This window comes from Thiofilum flexile DSM 14609 (genome assembly GCF_000380185.1).
Classification (GTDB): domain Bacteria; phylum Pseudomonadota; class Gammaproteobacteria; order Thiotrichales; family Thiotrichaceae; genus Thiofilum; species Thiofilum flexile.
In genome coordinates, this window is record NZ_KB904747.1 from 167,930 (window position 1) to 185,580 (window position 17,651).

The 17,651-nt window shown below is 43.1% G+C and carries 16 protein-coding genes; 9 read left to right on the forward strand and 7 right to left on the reverse strand.

Annotation, left to right across the window (positions count from 1 at the left end):
- Positions 1-3: 3 nt before the first annotated feature.
- Complete coding sequence (locus A3IK_RS0102050; protein ID WP_020558298.1) at positions 4-1,530, reverse strand: B12-binding domain-containing radical SAM protein; 1,527 nt, start codon at positions 1,528-1,530, stop codon at positions 4-6.
- A 714-nt stretch (positions 1,531-2,244) separates the two neighbouring features.
- On the opposite strand from A3IK_RS0102050, the gene A3IK_RS0102055 reads away from it, so the two are divergent.
- Positions 2,245-2,637 (forward strand): 3D domain-containing protein, encoded by a 393-nt coding sequence (locus A3IK_RS0102055; protein WP_020558299.1) that lies wholly within the window; start codon positions 2,245-2,247, stop codon positions 2,635-2,637.
- Between the two features lie 72 nt (positions 2,638-2,709).
- Here the strand turns inward: A3IK_RS0102055 and hisH are convergent, their stop codons facing one another.
- The 6 genes from hisH to A3IK_RS0102085 all read right to left on the reverse strand — a co-directional run bounded on the left by hisH (position 2,710) and on the right by A3IK_RS0102085 (position 8,418).
- A complete protein-coding gene (gene hisH, locus A3IK_RS0102060; protein WP_020558300.1) occupies positions 2,710-3,351 on the reverse strand; it encodes an imidazole glycerol phosphate synthase subunit HisH in 642 nt (213 codons plus the stop codon).
- Positions 3,351-3,944, reverse strand: coding sequence for an imidazoleglycerol-phosphate dehydratase HisB (gene hisB, locus A3IK_RS0102065; RefSeq protein ID WP_020558301.1), 594 nt, complete (start codon positions 3,942-3,944; stop codon positions 3,351-3,353). Before hisB ends, hisH begins: the two co-directional genes overlap by 1 nt.
- Before the next feature lie 48 nt (positions 3,945-3,992).
- The gene (rnd, locus tag A3IK_RS0102070; RefSeq protein WP_020558302.1) at positions 3,993-5,132 is read right to left on the reverse strand and encodes a ribonuclease D; all 1,140 of its coding nucleotides are present in this window, start codon (positions 5,130-5,132) and stop codon (positions 3,993-3,995) included.
- 367 nt (positions 5,133-5,499) lie between these two features.
- Positions 5,500-5,973 carry a Smg family protein gene (locus A3IK_RS0102075; protein WP_020558303.1) on the reverse strand — a complete coding sequence of 158 codons (474 nt, stop codon included), beginning with the start codon at positions 5,971-5,973 and terminating at the stop codon, positions 5,500-5,502.
- Between the two features lie 6 nt (positions 5,974-5,979).
- Positions 5,980-7,167 carry a DNA-processing protein DprA gene (gene dprA, locus A3IK_RS0102080; RefSeq protein WP_020558304.1) on the reverse strand — a complete coding sequence of 396 codons (1,188 nt, stop codon included), beginning with the start codon at positions 7,165-7,167 and terminating at the stop codon, positions 5,980-5,982.
- A gap of 18 nt (positions 7,168-7,185) precedes the next feature.
- Positions 7,186-8,418: a LysM peptidoglycan-binding domain-containing protein gene (locus A3IK_RS0102085; RefSeq protein WP_020558305.1), complete on the reverse strand. Its 1,233-nt coding sequence runs from the start codon at positions 8,416-8,418 to the stop codon at positions 7,186-7,188.
- Positions 8,419-8,520: 102 nt separating this feature from the next.
- Between A3IK_RS0102085 and def the strand changes: the two genes are divergently transcribed.
- From def to A3IK_RS20020, 8 genes are read left to right on the forward strand one after another with little or no spacing between them, the layout of a single operon-like run.
- The gene (gene def / locus A3IK_RS0102090) at positions 8,521-9,066 is read left to right on the forward strand and encodes a peptide deformylase (protein ID WP_020558306.1); all 546 of its coding nucleotides are present in this window, start codon (positions 8,521-8,523) and stop codon (positions 9,064-9,066) included.
- Entirely contained in the window at positions 9,063-9,998 is a 936-nt protein-coding gene (gene fmt, locus A3IK_RS0102095; RefSeq protein ID WP_020558307.1) for a methionyl-tRNA formyltransferase, read from the forward strand. Before def ends, fmt begins: the two co-directional genes overlap by 4 nt.
- Complete coding sequence (gene rsmB, locus A3IK_RS0102100; protein ID WP_020558308.1) at positions 9,995-11,290, forward strand: 16S rRNA (cytosine(967)-C(5))-methyltransferase RsmB; 1,296 nt, start codon at positions 9,995-9,997, stop codon at positions 11,288-11,290. Before fmt ends, rsmB begins: the two co-directional genes overlap by 4 nt.
- Positions 11,291-11,302: 12 nt before the next feature.
- On the forward strand, positions 11,303-11,881 hold the full coding sequence (locus A3IK_RS0102105) for a DUF4390 domain-containing protein (RefSeq protein WP_020558309.1): 579 nt from the start codon (positions 11,303-11,305) through the stop codon (positions 11,879-11,881).
- Entirely contained in the window at positions 11,866-14,055 is a 2,190-nt protein-coding gene (locus tag A3IK_RS0102110) for a sensor histidine kinase (RefSeq protein ID WP_020558310.1), read from the forward strand. Before A3IK_RS0102105 ends, A3IK_RS0102110 begins: the two co-directional genes overlap by 16 nt.
- Positions 14,055-15,434, forward strand: a complete 1,380-nt coding sequence (locus tag A3IK_RS0102115; RefSeq protein WP_020558311.1) for a sigma-54-dependent transcriptional regulator — start codon at positions 14,055-14,057, stop codon at positions 15,432-15,434. Before A3IK_RS0102110 ends, A3IK_RS0102115 begins: the two co-directional genes overlap by 1 nt.
- Positions 15,435-15,451: 17 nt before the next feature.
- The gene (gene trkA / locus A3IK_RS0102120) at positions 15,452-16,822 is read left to right on the forward strand and encodes a Trk system potassium transporter TrkA (RefSeq protein ID WP_020558312.1); all 1,371 of its coding nucleotides are present in this window, start codon (positions 15,452-15,454) and stop codon (positions 16,820-16,822) included.
- A 47-nt stretch (positions 16,823-16,869) separates the two neighbouring features.
- Positions 16,870-17,466 (forward strand): GspH/FimT family pseudopilin, encoded by a 597-nt coding sequence (locus A3IK_RS20020; protein ID WP_020558313.1) that lies wholly within the window; start codon positions 16,870-16,872, stop codon positions 17,464-17,466.
- Positions 17,467-17,651: the final 185 nt, after the last annotated feature.

Sequence of the window (17,651 nt, forward strand, 5' to 3'; positions counted from 1 at the left end):
TTACTATTCCGTCATTTGATGTCGTTGTTGCCGAGTATTATATGAGGTTTTAGCTATACTCTGTTGAGCAGTGTTTTGTCGCTGAGTGAGTTCAGGTTTAAAAGGAATCTGTCCTTTTTGCCCCGTTTTAGCATAGTCTTGTAATAAAGCCATTTCTAATAGCTCTACATTAATACCTAATACCTCTTGTCCCGCTTGATGAATTAAACTAAATAGGCGGGGTAAAGCAATCTGATGCGTTTGATTTGAAGCTTGATAGAGCCAATCCGTCAATTGCCAAAAGCGCTCGAAAGGTTGATTACCTAATAGCAGCGGCAAAGTCGCTTCAAAACGCCCTGAATTACCAATCATGTCCCAATAGCGTGCAAAGCGATTCACCTGTTGCATCGTTTGAAAGTCAATACAATCGGTTTGCAAAATATTATAGGGTGGTTGCGGGTTGTAAATCATCTTAAACGAATCGGTATGCCGAATAATCGGTGTACCTCTTAAGCGCTTTAAAATACCTACTTGAATCTCGTGTGGATTCAATGCAATAAGCTGATTGAAACCTAAGCCAAAGCTAGCTAAATCCTCACTAGGCAAGCCAAAAATTAAATCAGTATGCAAGTGTGCGCTAGTATTTTCTCTTAGCCATTGAATATTAGCTTTAGATTTTTCATTATCTTGTTTGCGGCTAATCAGTGCTTGCACTGCTGGATTAAAGGTTTGAATACCGATTTCAAATTGTAAAGTGCCATCTGGGAATTGTTGAATTTTTTCTTTTAATATTTCAGGTAAATGATCGGGTATTAGCTCGAAATGTAAAAAGGTCTTAGAGTCAATACGACTGAGAAAGAAATCTAAAATAGCAATAGTTGTCGGTATTTTTAGATTAAAGGTACGGTCGACAAATTTAAAATGGCGTAAGCCACGTTGCCATAATATCTCCATGGCCTGTAAAAAGCGCTCTAGCTCAAAAGGGTAAGCGGTTTTATCCAAAGCAGAGAGGCAAAATTCACATTTAAACGGGCAGCCACGCGAAGCTTCTACATAGACAAAGCGCTGTTGAATGTCTTCATCGGTGTAATAGTCATAGGGCAATGATAATTGATTGAGAGGGGCTTGAGTGCCCGAAATAATTTTAGTGAGTGGGCGTTGCCGTTGCAATAGTTGGGTACATAATTGATAAAAGCTGATTTCTCCCGCACCCGTAATCACATAATCCGCTAGTTGAGTAATCGCTTGTTGCTCGGTCTCATAACTAACCTCAGGCCCACCTAATACAATGATTAAGTTTGGATCGAGCACTTTAAGCAATGTGACCAATTCAGTGGTTTCGACCACATTCCAAATATAAACACTCAAACCTAGAATCCGAGGCTGTAAGGCTAGGATTTGCTCTGCTAGGTCGATAGGACGCTGATTAATCGTAAACTCTACTATTTGTGTACAGGCCTGATGTTCTTTGAGGTTGGCATACAGATAGCGCAATCCCATGGCAGTGTGATGATAACGAGCATTAAGGGTACTGAGGATAATAGTCGGCATGAATAATTAGCTATGTTAATGGAGAGAGTCCTGAGGAGGAGAGTGTAACATGTATGTGAGGACACATGAGCACTGGCTGAATAATCAGGGCTAGTCGATATTTGAGCATATTGCAGATATTTTTTTAAAAAAAATGACCGTTTATACTACTTAATCAAGTAGATAAGCGGTAATTGCGTGGATTTAGTTATAATTTTCACGTTAAAAACCATTATTTTTATAAGTATATAGGCTAAAATTTAGCCGCCAAAATACTAAAATTTATTTGCAGGGATTAGCTCTGAAACCTTGACATATCAAGCTTAGCTGGTTTGTGTGTTGGTTTTTTGCATATATGAATATTATTTTGATGATAAAAAAAATTTATAAACGAGTAGGTTTGTGTGACATCCCCGAACTTTTTGCTTACAATCCCTCCCCGTGGACTTATCCACGTTGTTAATTACTATGAACAATACAACCAATGGTGACTGTCGAAAGGCATTAGTAATCAATACCTTTCATGATGACGGAGCCAACTACAAATTAATCAAAACCAAGCGTGCTGGGGAGCTATCTACTCTGGAGGGTTCTGCAACACGTAGTCAATAGTTTCTACTCCCCCCACTTTTCAAAGACTTACTTGAGAAATCAGTTATTTAACCATAACTGTTGGGGATTATCGTCGCTATTTTTTTGGTTTTTGAATTGCAATGAATTAGATAGGTTATTGTTATGTCTATGTTTACTCGTTTAACCCTGATGACCCTGTTGTCACTACTCATGGCAGAACTCAGTTTTGCTGCTAAAAAGCAGACTCAAGCTTTGCGTGTGACAGCTACCGCGTATAACTCAGTCCCTGGCCAAACCGATGCAACACCTGATATTGCTGCTTGGGGCGACCGCTTAACACCTAATATGAAGGCTATAGCGGTATCAAGAGATTTATTACATGAGTATGGTCTGAAACGTAATTCAGTGGTTAGAATCAGTGGTTTACCCGGAGAATACCGAGTTTTAGATAAAATGAACTCGCGTTGGAGCCGGAAAATCGACATCTTTATGGGCAAAGACCAGCGTCGTGCTAGAAGCTGGGGTCGCCGTAATGTCACTATCCAATGGAAATAAACAACACTTAACGTAAAAACCAAGTAAGCCCATGAAGTAGTCAATCTTGGGCTTTGCTTTCACTAACTTTAATTAAATTGACCAGTTAGCAAAGTTTTCTAATAGTCTCAAGCCATCACGAGACGATTTTTCCGGATGACATTGGATCGCAAAGACATTGTCTGCTGCAAGAGCAGAGGTATAGTGAACACCATAGTCCGTTACTCCCGCTTGTAAGCCTGCATTCTCTGGTGCTACATAATAACTATGTACAAAATAAAACCGTGCTCCATCCTCAATGCCTTTCCAAAGTGGATGTGCTTGTACTTGCCAAACCTGATTCCAGCCCATTTGTGGTATTTTTAAGCGTTCGCCAGCAGGTAAGTTGGCATGAGCACCACTAAAGTGTTTCACCTGACCGGGGTATAGACCTAAGCAATGAATACCTTGATTTTCATCCGAGTGTTGCATTAATACCTGCATGCCCATACAGATACCTAAAAAAGGCTTGGTTTTAGCGGCCTCTAATACCACTTCTGCCAAACCGAGGCGGTATAGTTCGCCCATGCAATCCCGTGCCGCTCCTTGTCCGGGAAAAACAACACGGTCAGCGTTTAAAATAACTTTAGGGTCTGAGGTAATATCGACTTGAGCCATAGGCGCTACGTGTTGCACGGCACGCCCTACTGAATGGAGATTACCCATATTGTAATTAATAATCGCAATACGCTCCATTACAAGGCTCCTTTCGTCGAGGGGAGTATGTCCCCCATACGCGGATCACGCTCCATCGCCATCCGTAGCGCACGCCCAAAGGCTTTAAAGACAGTCTCTACAATATGATGGGCATTCCGTCCGCGCAGATTATCAATGTGTAAAGTGACTAAAGCGTGATTCACAAAGCCCTGAAAGAACTCATAGAACAGATCGGTATCAAATTGACCAATATGAGAACGTTTATAATCCACATGATGTTCAAGACCCGGACGTCCCGAAAAATCAATGACCACACGCGATAGGGCTTCATCTAGTGGTACATAAGCATGTCCATAGCGCCGAATACCCTTTTTATCACCGATGGCTTGTTTAAAAGCTTGCCCTAGGCTAATACCAATATCTTCTACACTATGATGATCATCAATCTGGCGATCCCCGTGACATTCCACCTCAATATCAATCATACCGTGGCGTGCAATTTGATCGAGCATATGCTCTAAAAACGGAATGCCGGTATTAAAGCGTGACACACCAGTGCCATCTAAATTCACTCGAACCTTAATTTGAGTTTCTAAGGTGTTACGTTCGATTTGAGCAATACGATCAGTCATAGTAATCAGATTTATAGAGAAAATGCAGGAAGGTGCTAGTGTAGCATATTAGTCTTGTAAGAAGACTTTTTGTTGTTTCACTGCTATGGTTTTTTTACCCGCTAATAGGTCGGCAAATACATCATTCAAAATACTGCCCCGCCAATCCTCGGAGAGCGAGGTACGCTGTTCAATCAGCATTTTTTCAATTTGGGGGCGGGTGGCTAACATTTGGGGTGAAATATTATATTGCAGCGCTTGTTGGCCTACGACTAGCATTAATAAATCAGTGAGTAAGGCCAGCTCAGCATCTAAAGTGCGTCGTCGAGTGGGTTGAGGCCATTCTTCAGCCGGTAGCTTCATTCCCATTTGAATGAGTTTAAGCCACTGTGAACCTTGTTGTTGGATTGTTTCTTCTTTTAGTCCACGAATATTTCTAAAATCTTCGATTTTCTGAATACGCATCCGTGCCATATCCACCAGAATTTCATCCGAGATTAGCCAGCGCTTGGGTAAATTTTTGTGTAAGGCTTCACTCTCGCGCCAAGCCGCCAATTCACGTAATACCGATAACTGTTGAGGTTTGAGGAGTTGACTATTCTTAACACGTTTCCAAGTCCCTCTGATATCCACTTCATACGTGTTGGGATCGGTGAGTTTAGCGAAGGATTTGAATACCCATTGATCCCGTTGCAGAGTTTTGAGTTGTTGTTGGAGGAGGGGGTAAATTTGTTTGAGATAACGGACATCATCAATGGCATATTCCAATTGCTCATGCCGTAAAGGGCGTGCCGACCAGTCGGTGCGAGATTGGGATTTATCTAAATTAACCCCTAGTAATGTTTCGACTAAGCGCCCATAGCCTAATTGATCCCCTAAGCCTAGCACGGCGGCTGCTATTTGAGTGTCAAATACCGGAGCTGGAACTTGCTTGCTTAGGTGATAGAAAATCTCTAAATCCTGTGAGGCGGCATGAAATATTTTGAGTAAGGTAGGTTGATGTAACCAAGTAAACAAAGGGGTTAAGTCAGCAATGGCTAAGGGATCAATACAAGCTAAACGTTTTTCAGTGGCTAATTGGATTAAACAGAGCTGCGGATAGTAGGTTTTTTCGCGGATAAATTCAGTATCCAATACTACCCACTGAGCATCACTGAGATCTATAAGCAAAGTCTGTAATTCAGCAGGAGTAGCGATATAGTCAAACATAGTCAGCCTTAGTAAAATAAGGATTCAAATCAATCATTAGCTAATAGCGTAAGCACGGTGAGTTAGCTCAAAAAGGGATCAGCTAAAGTCTGGAAATAAGCGCTAAGTACTATGACTAGCTTAATAAAAATTCTCAATAGAGAATTTAATAAATAGCTAGAAATTCAATCTAAATAGTTGAATAGGTTGAGTTATTTATTTTATTTAATTGACAGTTTGATAAATTTAATAGAAACTGAACGGGTGTGGCGCTTAATAATACTTGGGTGCTGCCCCAACCGCTAGTTGGATGATACCCCCTCTGTGATAACTAAAAACCCAGCCTAATAGCTGGGTTTTTAGTTATGAGAGGTAACATTAATTTTAGTTAGTGTAGGAGGGTATTATTCTGTTCGGCAGTTTCTATGGGTTGTAAAAGGCCAGTGTAGGAAGTATCTGCACGGTTCATGACCACCATTTGTACCACCCACTGCAATCTCGCTAAATCAAATTCCCGATCTTGTAAAACTAGTACTCGATCAATCACTTGTTCGCGTTCAGCAGCAGAAAGTAAGCCTTGGCGTTCTAATTGCAGCAAATAATCTTGGCATTCAATATCCAACCACTGCTGTTCAAAGGGAGTAAATACTCGCAATGAATGAGGATGATAAGTAGGGGTAACCTTAGAAGCGGTATCGCCTAGGCTTTCTAGCCAGTCAAATGCGCGAATGATTTCACCACGATGAAACCCCGCACTTTGTAGGTAGTCTTGTAAAACCTCTCGATCCTCTTCCAGTTGATCTTCCATACCCGGATACGTATCAAACAGGTAGAACAATACATCCAGTGTGTTTTCTTTCATGAAATATTACTCTCTTGGAGTTTGACGCATATAGTGCCCGCCACCACATGCCACAACAAAGCCCTGTAACTCAAGCATAAGCAGAATGGAGGAAACCACATCGGCGGTCAAGCCAGTATTAAGAATTATCTGGTCAATTGGTAGGGGTTCTGAGCCTAAAGCCGACAGAATGCGTTTATGTTCCTCATCCATGTCCCAATTAACCTCAAAGATAGCCTGCTTATTGGGCTTAGGAGCGTGAGGGCGGGAGCTGGAGGTCTGAGCTTGAGGCGTGTTGCCATCCTGCAAATAGGGCGCTAATTGAGGGGCAATTTCCTCTAAAATATCTTGGGCGGTTTCCACCAATTTAGCCCCTTGGCGAATTAATTGATGGCAACCCCGTGCCATAGGATTATGAATGGAGCCGGGAATAGCAAAGACTTCACGTCCTTGTTCCATCGCATGCTTGGCGGTGACTAGTGAGCCACTTTTAAGTGCGGCTTCCACTACTAAAGTCCCTACACTCAGGCCACTAATAATCCGATTACGGCGGGGGAAATGTTGTGGTAGAGGTTTGGTTCCAATCGGATACTCAGAAATAATGAGACCTGCTTGGCTAATTTGTTCGGCGAGCTTCCGGTTTTGACTGGGGTAGACCATATCTAAACCCGTTGCTACTACCGCAATAGTAGTACCACCACTGTCTAAAGCTGCTTGATGGCTAATCGCATCAATACCTTCAGCGAGGCCGCTAGTGATAGTTAAACCATGCTCTGCTAAATAAGCCGCAAACGCGCGGGCATTATCACGTCCCTCACGGCTAGGGTTACGGCTACCAATTAAGGCTAATTGTGGGTCATTTAATAAGGCTGTTGTTCCTACCGCAAACAGTAGCGGAGGAGAGGCATCAATATCGGCGAGTAGGGCGGGGTAATGTTCATGTTCTGGGGTCAGAATATGGCGTTGAGCTGAGGTGGTAGACCACTTTAAATCCAGCTCAGCACCGGCTAAGGTTTCGGCTGAAGGTGATTGAAGCGCTTCAATCACCACAGGCTTAAGGCCAGTTGTTTGTAATAACTGACCACTAACATTAAAGACCGCATCGGCTGAACCTAATTGCTGTAGCAGACGGCGCAGACTCATTGGGCCTATTCCGGGCGTTCGCCACAGTTTCAGGCGCTGGAATAACTCCTGTTCACTAATCGATGCGGTCATGTCAGTACTCAATAGGGGTTAAGGATTGCCAATTTTATACCCATTTTTAACCTCACGGGAGGCGTCCATAATGAGTCCATAACTCACTTGGCGGTCAGTTTTAAAGATAACAAGATTAGCAACTTTTTCAGGTGGTAAGCGCACCGCTTGTTTTTGTTCAGTACCATATTGACCTTTTCTAGATTGATAAGGATCTAGTACCACAGAGCCTGGGGCATAAACACCTAATACATAACCCTCATGTATCCCTTGGCCCGCGCCTTTATTAATGACGGCTACCATACGATTGCCACCTAAATAGTTAGCATCTAGCATAGAAATAATATCGGCACGTACTTTGTGCGTAGGCTCTGTCATGGCGGTATGGAGTTGAATGGTGTGATCTTCTAGTGGAAATACTCGATCCCCATTTTGTATTTCACGTTGGCTCTCTATAACTGTAGCAGTAGTCAGTTCACCTGGGGTATTAATTTCAATAATACCGGCGAGGTTGGCCTCAACGCCTAAAATGCGCTTACTACTAGGGTCATTAAGCTTTTTACTAGGGTGATAGACTCCCCACTGTTGGCCTACTTGAGCGCCACGTAAATTGCGCACATAAATTTTTTGCTGAGGAGCAATTAAGAGCGTGTTGTCTTGTGAGGCTACGATATAGGGCGCTTTATTAATTTGGTCAGCACTGAGCAATTTAGGCCAGAAGGTAAAGGCTGCAAGGGTATTAATAGGCTCGCCAATTAAGGACTGCTGGGTTCGCTCAATACGAATGCGCGGTTTGAGCTTAAGGGTACTCGCATCGGCTGCCATGGTGTTGCCACTATTTAGCGTTCGACCATTATAGCTTAACATACCGTTTTCTAAGCGAATGACATCGCCCGGATAGATTAAATGTGGGTTTTTAATCTCGCGATTATTACCCCAAATTTCAGGCCAACGCCAAGGATGTTTGAGGAATTTTCCGGCAATATCCCATAAGGTATCGCCTTTTTTAACGGTATAACTATCGGGGGCATTGGGATTTAACTCCAAAGAGGAGGAGCGTTGTGGCGTATCCCAGTCATCATTAGCAATAGAACTGACGAACGTATCGCTATTTGAGCCATGATTAGAGGGATTACTTTGGGGTTGGCCATAATATCGGTCATAATTAGGGTTAACTACAGGTGTTTCGTTATAGTTTTTAGCCGTGCTACAACCTACTACTACGAAACCCATGACACACGTTAACCATAAGGTATTCAGATCACGTAACATGATTTAGATCCTTGTCGTTATTATTGGAGTGGATTTAATCTCGCATGATACTTGACCCAATAAGTGACAACATCTCTTCCAGACTTTCGGTAATTGAACACTATGACACTATTAACCATTTTACATCATCCCGATCCACGTTTGCGTAAAAAGGCAGCGGCAGTCAATGCGATCACGCCCGCTTTACAACAGACTTTAGATGATATGTTAGAGACTATGTATGCCGCTCCCGGCATTGGTTTGGCAGCCACACAAGTCAATGTGCATCAGCGCATGATTGTGATGGATATCTCCGAAAATAAAGATCAGCCCCTGTTTATCATTAACCCAGAAATCCTCCACAAAGAAGGCACGATTGAATACGAAGAGGGCTGCTTATCGGTGCCTGAGTATTACGATAAAGTGACACGTGCTGAAAAAATCAGAGTGCGCTTTTTAAATCGTGAGGGACAAACGGTAGAGCTAGAGGCAGAGGGCTTATTGGCTATTTGTATCCAACATGAAATGGATCATTTAGAGGGTAAGTTATTCGTTGATTACTTATCAACCTTAAAGCAGCAGCGGGTACGTAAGAAACTAGAAAAACTCGCCAAGAATCCTGCTCCGGCAAAAACGCCTGACCCTGAGGCGCAGGCGGTTAATCAATGAGCTTGGCGTTACGAGTGATTTTTGCCGGTACGCCTGATTTTGCCGTGCCAGCGTTACAAACCTTGGTGCAATCGCGCCATACCGTGGTGGCGGTCTATACTCAACCAGATCGACCCGCCGGGCGTGGACGTAAACTGATGCCCAGTCCAGTCAAGCAATTTGCTGTAGCTCATAATATTAGCGTTGAACAACCAGAGTCCTTAAAGAGCCTAGAGGTGCAACATATTCTAGAGCAGTATAAAGCAGATGTGATGGTCGTGGCGGCTTATGGCTTGATTTTACCGCAGCGGGTATTGGATATTCCGCGTTATGGTTGCTTGAATATTCATGGCTCTTTATTGCCCCATTGGCGCGGTGCTGCACCGATTCAGCGGGCGATTGAAGCAGGTGATAAGGAAACAGGCATTACCATTATGCAAATGGCGGCAGGTTTAGACACGGGTGATATGTTGTTAAAAACCCATTGCCCTATTACTAGTACCTCGACGGGACGAAGTATTCATGATCAGCTTGCCCAAGACGGTGCTGCGGCCTTATTGAAGGTGCTTGATCAGGTTTGTACCGATACTTTACGCCCTGAAAAGCAAGATAATGCATTGGCGACCTACGCACATAAATTGACTAAGGCTGAAGCGCTGATTGACTGGTCAAAGCCTGCACTAGAGATTGATCGGAAAATTCGTGCCTTTGATGCTTACCCAACAGCCTATACCCTATACAAGGGGGAGCCGCTGCGTTTTTTTAATTCGCAAGTACTCGATAGTCATACCCAAGCGCCCGCAGGCTCGGTGATTGCTGAAAGTAAGGCAGGCATTGATATTGCCACGGGTGAGGGGGTAGTGAGAATTTTGCGTCTACAGCTAGCAGGAAGCAAACCCTTAGCGGTGGCTGAGTTTACTAAGGCACGCTCTCTATTAGGAGAACGCTTTTGAATACGCGAGGCCTAGCGGCTCAATTACTACAAAATGTATTAGCCAATCATCAGTCTTTGACTGAGGTTTTGCGCTCTCCTAAGTTACAAACATTGGCAGCACGGGATCAAGGTCTAGTTCGTGATTTATGTTTTGGCTGTATGCGTTGGCATGAGCGCTTAAGTGCGATTTTAGCGGTACTGATGACTAAGCCACTTAAAGCAGCGGATAATGATATTGAGTGCGTCTTAAGAATTGGCTTATACCAAATTCTTTATCAACAAATCCCAGAACATGCAGCGGTGAGTGAAGCGGTAAATGCTACACGAGATCTTAAAAAGCAATGGGCGGGTAAATTAGTTAACGGGGTATTGCGTACTTTTCTAAGGGAACGTGAGCGTATTTTAGCTCAAGTCGATACGAAGCCTAATGTCCGCTATGCCTTTCCGAATTGGCTATTAACTCGTCTTCAAAATGCGTATGCACAAGATTGGGAAAGGTTAGTTCAAGCGATTAATGAGCATCCACCCTTCACCATACGCGTTAATCAACTACAGTTTACTACTGAGCACTATCAGCAATTATTAACAGAGGCAGGGATTCCAGCGGTTAGGGTTGAAGGAGTTCCTAGCGCTTTAGTGATTACCCAACCTGTACCGGTTACCAATTTGCCCTATTTTGCAGAAGGCGCGGTTTCGGTACAAGATGCAGCGGCACAGTTAGCCGCACTGTTACTCGCCCCTCAAGCGGGTGAAACGATATTAGATGCCTGTGCCGCACCGGGAGGGAAGACAGGGCATTTATTAGAATCCGCACCTAATTTAACCGTGCTAGCACTAGATTCGAGTGCGAAACGTTTAGAGCAGGTCAGTGCTAATCTAGCGCGGCTGAAGCTCACAGCACAAATTAAAGCGGCTGATGCGGGCGATGTGGAGAGTTGGTGGGAGGGACAGTTATTTGATCGAATTTTATTAGATGCACCGTGCTCTGCTACAGGTGTGATTCGCCGCCACCCCGATATTAAATATTTGCGGAAAAATAGTGATATTGCGTCCTTACAATTAGAACAAGCACGTTTATTAAAGGCTTTATGGCAGACTTTGAAAAAGGGAGGGGTATTACTTTATGCAACTTGCTCTTTATTACCACAAGAAAATCAGGAGCAGATTCAAACATTTTTAGCGGCAACGCCAGAGGCTCAATTAGAGCCACTCCCCCTAAACAATTTAGGAGAGGGGAAAATAGGTCGGCAATTATTACCGAGCTATCAGGGCATGGATGGTTTTTATTATGCTTTATTGCGCAAAGCCTAAGGCACATGAGTGATGAGTACTCGGTTATTATATTTTGGCAAGTTATTTTTATGGTTACCGTTATGGCTAATGATTTTAATAACACCTGCTAAAGCAGAAGATGAAATTTTATTAAAAGACTTTGTAATTACGACAGCAGGAAGTCCACGTCAGTTAGTGGCGAATGTTAGTTTTGATTATCAACTCAATAGCTATTTACGTGAGGGCTTGTTAAATGGGGTTACTTTAAGACAGGCGATTACTTTTGATCTGATGTGGGAAAATAATTGGTTTTGGAATACGACGCGCCCCTTAGATCGAGTAGAGACAGAATTACAGTATCATGCTCTGAGCCAGCATTATCAATTAATTCGTTTAGATACTCAGGAGCATTGGAATTTCACCTCTCTAGCCTCGGCATTAGATTATATGGGAACTTTAGAAAATTATAAGCTACCCTTATTACCTGCTAATGCGTTAGGATCAAATGCCTCTATTGTAATGCAGGTGACACTAACACCTAAATCACCGGCTTTACCTCTAAAGCTACGCTTATTATTTACGGAAGACTATGCAATTGAAAGTCAGGGGGTCAAGTGGCCTCTTCCCTAACTAAATGGCTTAAGCAGTGGCTACCTGTTATTATTATTCTAATTTCCCTGCTGGTTTCGCTATATTTAGTTAATCTTACTACGGTTAATCCGACAAGTAGTGAGCAATATGGCGATTTTCTTATTTATCTTAATGGCTTTATTCTCGTTATTTTAGTCATAGCCGTATTTTCTAATTTATTTCGTGCTATCTATCAATGGTATACTCGCCAAGCAGGTTCACGTTTTACTATTCGCTTAATGTCAGGCTTTGTCTTACTGACTTTAATACCGCTAATTGTCGTGTCATTTTTCTCCATGAATTTTATTGGGCAACGTATTGATCGTTGGTTTGATGTCAGAATTGAGCGAGCCTTAGAGGATAGTGTGGATTTAAGCCGTATCTCTTTAGAAACTCGTAATCAGCAGCACTTATACGAATTGAAGCGTTTGGCAAATGCTATTAAAGATAAGTCACGTGCGACTATTTTAGAGTTAGTTGATGATTGGCGTTATGAGACCCAAGCACAGGAAGTCGTATTATTTGGTCAAGATGGGCAGTTTGAAGTAACCAGTGTCGGTGATAATACGACCTTAATTCCTCAATTTCCCGCTCAAGATTTGTATTATGAATTAGAGCAAATAAATAGCTATTATCATTTAGAGCCGGTGGGTGAAGATGATTTATTTTCACGGGTGGCTGTTAAGGTTAGTTATAGTTTTGCGGATGGCATGGCACGTCAGGGTATATTAACCGCTTTATTTCCTATTTCCGAATATGAAAAGTCCTTAGCCCGTAGCGTAGACATTGCCCAAAAAGAATATAAAGAGCTACGTTTTCAACGCAATTTAATTAAAGATTCGTTTCGCCTGACTTTATTTGTCATTATGGTTTTAACCGTTTTATTTTCTCTGTGGGCAGCATTTGTCTTTTCACGGCGTTTAACAAGTCCGGTGCGGGTATTAGTTGAGGGAACTTTAGCAGTCGCGGCGGGAGATTTAGATAAAAAATTACCTGTTTTAGAGCGAGATGATTTTAGTTCTTTAGCGCGTTCTTTTAATACTATGACTAGACGTTTATCTGCCGCACAACAAGAGCGTGAACAAGCGCAGCGGCAATTACAGCAAGAGCATGATTATTTATTTGTAGTTTTAGAGCATCTTACTTCAGGCGTTATTACCTTAGATGAGCATTTGGTTATTCAACGTATTAATAGCGCAGCGAGTAGTATGTTAGAGCTGCCATTACAACCCTTAGTAGGTAATACTTTACCAGCAGCGGGTGAGCTTTGTGGCGAGTTTATGCCCTTTGTAGAAGCGGTTTCACCTTATTTACAGGCGGATAATGCTGAGTGGCAGACAGAAATTCATTTAGAGTTTAAAGGTAAACGCCGTACTTTAGCTTGTCGAGGCGCTGGTTTACCGAGTGATATTGATCAATTAGGCTATGTTTTAGTATTTGATGATATTAGTGAGCTGATTCAGGCTGAGCATGATGCTGCTTGGAGTGAGGTGGCACGCCGCTTAGCACACGAGATTAAAAACCCTCTGACCCCGATTCAATTATCAGCAGAACGTTTAGCACGTAAACTAAAAGGCGAGCTGAGCGAGGAGTCAGCGCAGTTTTTAGGGCGTATGACCAATACTATTGTGCAACAAGTGGATGCCTTAAAAGGCATGGTCAATGCGTTTAGTGAATATGCAAAAGCCCCCGCCTTGGTGCTACAAACTACGGATCTCAATCAATTAGTGCTTAATGTGGTTGATTTGTATCGTACGAATGAGCAGCAAGTTACACTCCATACAACATTAAATCTACAAGCGCCGGTACGTTTAGACCTAAATCGAATGCGGCAGTTATTGGTGAATTTAATTAAAAATGCGCTCGAAGCTATCGGAGAGCAGGGTCAAGAAGGTACGATCACCCTGAGTACCCAAGGGGTTGTGATTAAAGGGCAAGCTTTTGCTGAGTTAAGGGTACTCGATAGTGGGCCTGGTATTAATCCTGAATTACTACCTAAACTATTCGAGCCTTATGTGACTACTAAACATAAAGGAACGGGATTAGGGCTAGCAATTGTCAAGAAAATCGTAGAAGAACATGGCGGACAAATTAGCGCCCACAATCACGAGGTAAAAGGCGCTATGATTACCTTATTAATACCGATTCAAGTACCAGCAGTGCGAGGAGCATAATGACCACACCATTTATTTTAGTCGTCGATGATGAGCCGGATATTCGTCAGTTAGTGAGCGAAATTCTAGAAGATGAGGGTTATCGTGTCGAGACCGCCGATAGTGCTGAATCGGCTCGCGAGATTCATCGTAAACGTCGCCCAGACTTAGTGCTGCTGGATATTTGGATGCCGGGCATGGATGGTATCTCCTTATTAAAAGAGTGGCGTGATAGCAATGCTTTATTAGGCCCCGTCATTATGATGTCAGGGCATGGCACCATTGAGACGGCAGTAGAGGCAACAAAGTTAGGCGCTTATGATTTTATTGAAAAGCCGCTGTCACTGGCTAAGATGCTGCTTACTATTGGCAATGCTCTACGTTCCAGCCAATTAGAACAAGAAAATAAAGGCTTAAAACGCCAAGTACTCGCCACTAATGATTGGGTCGGTTCCAGTCAAGTGATGCAAACCTTACGCGAGCAAGCAAAACGTATTGCGCAACACTATAATCGCGTCTTGCTGTATGGTGAGCCGGGGGTGGGTAAACAATCGTTTGCGCGTTATATCCATGAGCAGAGCGCACGGCGTGATCGTCCATTTATTAAAGCTAATCTCGCCTCTATTGGGCAACAAGATAGTTGTAAATTATTATTTGGCAGTCAAGAAGCTGGTAAAAGTCAGTATGGTCTATTAGACGAGGCGAATGGTGGGACTTTATTTTTAGCCGAAATTACCGAGCTATCGTTAACGTGCCAACAGCGTTTACTAGGAGCCTTACAAGAAAATCGCTTTCTACGCGTCGGTAGTACTAATGATTGGGTGGAGCTAAATCTTAATTTAATTGTGTCATCCTCCTATGATCTAGCCGATGATGTACAAGCGGGGATGCTGAATAACGAGTTATATTATTTACTCAATACCCTCCCGTTAGTGATTCCGCCCTTGCGAGAACATGCCGAAGATGTGCCTGAACTACTCAACTATTATGTGAATTTACTAACCGCCCAAGACGGCCTGCCCTATCGGCATTTTACCTTGTCCGCTCAAAATTTCCTGCGTAACCATCGCTGGCCCGGCAATATTCGTGAATTGCGTAATTTAGTGCAGCGTTTATTGATTTTAGGCACAGAGGTAGAAATTACTCAGGATGAAGTGGAGGAGGCTTTAGGTGCTCCAGTTCCGGTTTATTCGCAAGAACTCAGTGGCACACCAGAAACCTTATTTGACTTACCGCTTAGACAAGCGCGTGAGCAATTTGAACATGATTATCTAGTCTATCAGCTCAAACAAGCCGATGGTAATGTGAGCAAATTAGCCGAGCAAGTGCGTATGGAGCGTACCCATCTCTATCGTAAAATGCGTGCCTTGGGTGTTGATCCCAAGAAATATAGCCGTTAAGTGAGTTAGTTGGCTCGATGAAAATTCTAATTTTAGGTGCAGGGCAGGTCGGTCGGTCAGTTGCTGCCGTACTCACCCATGAAGACAATGATATTACTATCGTTGATACGAATGCAGTGGTGATGCGTGAGTTACGTGAAAAGCTAGATGTGCGTACTGAGGTGGGGCAAGCCTCTTATCCGCGCGTGCTAGAGCGAGCGGGGATTCAAGAGGCCGATATGATTATTGCCGTCACGAATAGTGATGAGATTAATATGATTGCCTGTCAGGTGGCGCAAACGCTGTATCGTACACCCACCAAAATTGCCCGTATTCGCTCCTCACATTATCTAGAGCAACCGCGCTTATTTGGTAGTAACGCCGTTCCTGTAGATGTACTGATTAGCCCGGAGCAATTAGTGACCGAGCATATCTTTCGGCTCATTTCTCATCCGGGGGCGTTACAGGTATTAAGCTTTGCTGAGGATAAAGTACAGTTAGTGGCAGTGCGAGCCTTATCAGGTGGCTCTTTAATCGGACATCGCTTATCAGAAATTCATGAGCATATGCCGGGGATTAAGGGGCGGGTTGCAGCCTTATTTCGTAAAAGTAAGGTCATTCATGATTTTGAAAATGCCATATTAGAAGAAAACGATGAGGTTTTCTTTATTGCCAGCCCTAAACATATTCGCTCGATTATTAGTGAGTTACGTAAATTAGATAAACCCTATAAGCGTATTGTACTCGCCGGGGGCGGTAATATTGGTAATCGTTTAGCTCGCCTACTCGAAGAGGCGAAATATCAAGTTAAGATTATTGAAAAAGACTCCGAACGGGCGGCTAAATTAGCCGAACGCCTCGATAAAACCATTGTATTAGAAGGGGATGTGGCGGATGAAGATCTGCTGATTGAGGAGGGTATTGATAGTACCGATGTCTTTGTCGCGATTACCAATGATGATGAGGCCAATATTTTATCCTCCATGTTAGCCAAGCGCTTAGGGGCACGGCGGGTAATGTGTTTGATTAATCGGCTAAGCTATGCGGACTTGGTTGAGAGTAATATCGATGTGGCGGTGTCGCCACAACAGATTACTATCGGAGCCTTATTAGCGCATATTCGGCGGGGAGATATTGTCGCCGTTCACTCATTAAGACGCGGTGTGTCAGAGGCGATTGAGGTGGTAGCCCATGGTGATAGGCAAACCTCACGTGTGGTTGGTAGGCGACTTGATGACCTAAAATTACCACCCGGAACAGCGGTGGGTGTATTGATTCGGGGCGATGAGTTGTTATTTGATAATGCAACTATTGTGGAAGATGGTGATCATGTGATCATGTTTGTTGCAGATAAACGGTATATTGCTACGGTAGAAAAGCTGTTTCAGGTAGGGATTCATTTCTTCTAACCGTGTATACTAGGCATTAATTATGAATAACAATAATCGAGTGCTTTATGCCAAAACATATGCAAGGGGTCACTCTCGTTGAGTTAATGATTGCGCTGGTGCTACTCAGTGTTTTAGTCGCCGTAGCTACACCTAGTTTGAAAGAATTTACGGAGCGCAATCGCGCAACAGCCATTACCAACCAAATGCTGTCTTATTTTAGTTTAGCGCGTAGTGAAGCTGCTAAACGTAGTTATAACGTAGTAGCTTGTATTCGTAATACCGCAGGTACGGGGTGCGATAGTAACGCAACTGATTTTTCGCAAGGAATCTTTATCTTTGTTGACTATTCAGACGGTACTAAACCTGCTAATAACACCTATGACGATACGAATATCAGATATGACTTAAACTTTGATAATATACCGGACTCTTATGAGGAAATTATTTTTCAATCTGAACCTAGCACCTCATCTTATGAAATCATCACCTCTCGTGCTAGTACCATTATCCCCTTTGCACCTAACGGGGCAATAGTAGGCGCAAGACTTTTTAACTTGAAAGTGCAGCGTAAAGAAGATAGTAAACTACTAAGCAAGGTTGTGTTTTCTATGTCAGGGCGGATGCGTTCTTGTTTTGTGCCGAAGAATAAAGATGATTGTTAGGTCATCCGAGGGGGATACGTGGGTGTTGCTAAGGCAATGGATCACCTACCGCTGCATATCCTAGGCTGGTTAGGTAATAAATGCTGTCGATTTTAGATTTTTATATTGTATGGACTAAGGAAACACGGTAATTTTGAGGCTAGCAGGAATAGCGTAATAACTAAGTGAGAAAAGGATTTTTTCCC